Origin of the sequence: Brevundimonas sp. (assembly GCF_036402095.1) — a bacterium.
In the GTDB taxonomy this organism is placed as follows: Bacteria; Pseudomonadota; Alphaproteobacteria; order Caulobacterales; family Caulobacteraceae; genus Brevundimonas.
The window spans coordinates 1-3,213 of record NZ_DASWTO010000139.1 but is presented as its reverse complement, the minus strand read 5'-3'; the positions used below and the strand labels follow the sequence as shown (position 1 = coordinate 3,213).

At 69.9% G+C, this 3,213-nt stretch carries 4 protein-coding genes; 1 reads left to right on the top strand and 3 read right to left on the bottom strand.

From position 1 onward, the window contains the following. Together VGD32_RS09990 and VGD32_RS09985 are read right to left on the bottom strand one after the other, a co-directional pair. The coding region (locus VGD32_RS09990) for an enoyl-ACP reductase FabI (protein WP_331031743.1) at positions 1-539 on the bottom strand (539 nt) is incomplete at its 3' end. A 26-nt stretch (positions 540-565) separates the two neighbouring features. Then, complete coding sequence (locus tag VGD32_RS09985; protein WP_331031742.1) at positions 566-1,912, bottom strand: cation:proton antiporter; 1,347 nt, start codon at positions 1,910-1,912, stop codon at positions 566-568. A 19-nt stretch (positions 1,913-1,931) separates the two neighbouring features. Between VGD32_RS09985 and VGD32_RS09980 the strand changes: the two genes are divergently transcribed. Further along, complete coding sequence (locus VGD32_RS09980) at positions 1,932-2,501, top strand: hypothetical protein (RefSeq protein WP_331031741.1); 570 nt, start codon at positions 1,932-1,934, stop codon at positions 2,499-2,501. 2 nt (positions 2,502-2,503) lie between these two features. Here the strand turns inward: VGD32_RS09980 and VGD32_RS09975 are convergent. Then, positions 2,504-3,213: beta-ketoacyl synthase N-terminal-like domain-containing protein (locus tag VGD32_RS09975; RefSeq protein ID WP_331031740.1), on the bottom strand; the 710-nt coding region annotated here is incomplete at its 5' end.

The window sequence follows — 3,213 nt, the reverse complement described above, 5'->3', positions numbered from 1 at the left end:
AGGTCGCGGGCGATGTAGCGGGTCGCCGCCTCCAGCGCCGCCTTGGCCACGCCCATGGTGTTGTAGTTGGGGATGGCCCGCTCCGAGCCGAGATAGGTCATGGTCACCAGCGAGCCGCCGTTGGGCATCAGCTTCGCGGCGCGTTTGGCGACGTCGACGAAGCTGAAGGCCGAAATGTTCATGGCCAGCAGGAAGCTGTCGCGGCTGGTGTTGTCGACGAAGCTGCCCTTGAGCTCGTCCTTGTTGGCGAAGGCCACCGAGTGGACCACGAAGTCGATGGTGCCGAACTCCTTCTCCAGCTCGGCGAAGGCGGCGTCCATCGAGGCGTCGTCGGTCACGTCGGCCTGGATCAGCAGTTTCGCCCCGACGCTTTCGGCCAGCGGGCGCACGCGGCGCTCCAGCCCCTCGCCGAGATAGGTGAAGGCCAGCTCCGCGCCCTGCGCCGCCAGCTGGGAGGCGATGCCCCAGGCGATGGAGTTGGCGTTGGCCACCCCCATGATCAGTCCCTTCTTGCCCTGCATCAGGGTTCCGGTGGGCATGTTCCAGCCTTCGGCGCTCGCCATGGTCAGTCTCCGTCTTTCGAGGCGGGAGCGTTAGCAGGGGCGGCGGCGGCGGGGAAGCTCCCGCGCCGCCGGGCCAGCCGGGCCAGCAGCGGGGCGGCCGTCACCCCGTGGACGATGATCGACACCAGGACGATGAAGCCGAGGACCGCCCACAGCCGCTCGCTGTCGCCGAAGTCGCCGTGGTTGAGGCCCCAAGCCACGTAATAGACCGAGCCGACGCCGCGGATGCCGAGGAAGGCCAGCAGCAGGCGCTCGCGCCACGGCTGGCCCGAACCGGCCATGGCGATCAGCCCCGCCAGCGGCCGCACGACGAAGACCACGGCGAGGCCGATCAGGGCGTCCGTCCAGCTCAGGCTGGAGAGCAGGCCATTGGCGAGGGCTCCGCCGAACAGAACCAGCAGCAGCATCATCAGCAGCCGTTCGATCTGGTCGGAGAAGTCGTGCATCTCCTGATGGAAGTCGTGGTCCCGTTCCGAGGCCCGGATGGTCACGGCGCAGACGAAGACGGCGAGGAAGCCGTAGCCGTGGATCAGTTCCGTCAGGGTGTAGGCGATCAGGGTGGCGGCCAGGGCGATCAGGCCGTCGCCGAACCGCGACAGGCCGCGCCGGCTCCGGAACAGCAGGTAGCCGAGGACCCGGCCGATCAGCCAGCCCGCGCCCAGCCCCGCCAGCAGTTTCCAGCCGACCTTGACGGTGAACCACTCGACGAGACCGCCCTGCGCGGCCAGCCCGCCGGCGGCGGCGAGGACGGCGAGGTGGACGAAGGGAAAGGCGAGGGCGTCGTTGAGACCCGCCTCGGAGGTCAGGCCGAAGCGCACCTCGCCCTCCTCGCCCGAGCCGGGCGGCCCGACCTGCACATCGGCTGCGAGCACGGGGTCGGTCGGCGCCATGGCGGCTCCGAACAGCAGGGCCATGGCGAGGCTGAAGCCCAGCCCCGCCCAGCCCAGCCAGGCCGTCGCCGCGATGGTCAGGGGCATGGCCACCGCCAGCAGCCGCCACGTCGTCGACCAGCGGCGCCAGCCCACCGGCCGGTCCAGCTTCAGGCCCGCCCCCATCAGGGCGATGATGACCACCAGTTCGGTCAGCCGCTCCGTCGCCGTGTCCCAGGTGCGCGGATCCGGATCGAAGGCCAGCAGTCCGGTCGAGAACACCGCCACCCCGATGGCGACGCACAGGATCGCCAGCGTCAGGGGCACGCGCTTCAGCCCCACAGGCGCCCACGACACCAGCAGGACGACGGCGCCGAGGCCGAGCAGGAACAGGATGTAGGGGTCGGGGATCGGGCCGGCTCCGGCGTCAGGTTCGGGAGGCTTTTCATCGCCCGTAATGTCGGGTTTCCATCGCAGCAACGCCCCTGGGAGCTCTTCGATGCGAATTGCGATGTTTCTGTCCGCCCTGTCGCTGTGCCTGATCGCGGGGCCCGGCCAGTCGCAGACCCTCGACGCCCGGCCGCGGACGGCCGTGGTGGTCGTGACCCTCGACCAGATCCGCCAGGTCCAGACCCGCCACGGACTCTCGCTGGTGGAGGGGCTTGGGGACGACCGTTGGGGCCGGTTCGACCTGGTCGCGCCCGGTCTGACGCCGGATGTGTTCGGATCCTGTCAGGACGAGCGCGTCGGCGGCCGCCTCGACTACTGCATCCGCTACTATCTGACGCGCGCGGCCCTGCCCGCCGAGGCGCCGCCGACGGTGGTGGTCGTCTTCGACGATTCCCCGGTCGCCCACGACCGGCGCCGGTCGGGGGAAATGCGCGTGGCCTGCTTCGGCCGCGGCGTCACGCCCGCCGACGCGGCGGCCCAGGAAACCTGGCTGTGGCCCGATTCCGCCCGGCTCCGCGGCGTGCGCGACTGGGAACGGGATCGCGACGCCCTCGCCGACTGCATCGCGGCGGCGGCCTCGGAGCCGTGGACAGGCCTGCGCGAGCCCGACGTCAACTGACCTCAGACCTTGCTCAGGATCAGCGTGCCGTTGGTGCCGCCGAACCCGAACGAGTTGGACATGACGTGCTTCAGCTCGCCGTCGTGGCGCTGGCGCAGGATCGGCATGCCCTCGAACTCGGGGTCGAGGTTTTCGATGTGGGCGCTCTCTGCCGCGAAACCGTGCTTCATCATCAGCAGGCAGTAGATGGCTTCCTGCGCCCCCGCCGCGCCGAGGGAGTGACCGGTCAGCGACTTGGTCGAGGAGATCATCGGCAGGTCGTCGCCGAAGACGTTGCGCACCGCGCCCATCTCCTTGCTGTCGCCCACCGGCGTCGAGGTGCCGTGCGGGTTCAGGTAGTCGATCCGCGGATTGCCGGCCATTTCCAGCGCAATGCGCATGCAGCGCTCGGCGCCCTCGCCGGACGGGGCGACCATGTCGTAGCCGTCGGAATTGGCGCCGTAGCCGGTGACCTCGGCGTAGATGGTGGCGCCGCGCGCCACAGCCCGCTCGTATTCTTCCAGAACCACGATGCCCGCGCCGCCGGCGATGACGAAGCCGTCGCGGTCCTTGTCATAGGCCCGGCTGGCCTTGGCCGGGGTGTCGTTGAAGTTCGACGACATGGCGCCCATGGCGTCGAACATGTTCGACATCGACCAGTCGATATCCTCGCAGCCCCCGGCGAAGACCACGTCCTGCTTGCCCCAGGCGATCTGTTCGGCGGCCGCGCCGA

What these genes read in the sequence shown, in the direction of transcription:
- VGD32_RS09980 (WP_331031741.1), top strand. Translation starts at nt 1,932, where the DNA reads ATGCGAATTGCGATGTTTCTGTCCGCCCTGTCGCTGTGCCTGATCGCG.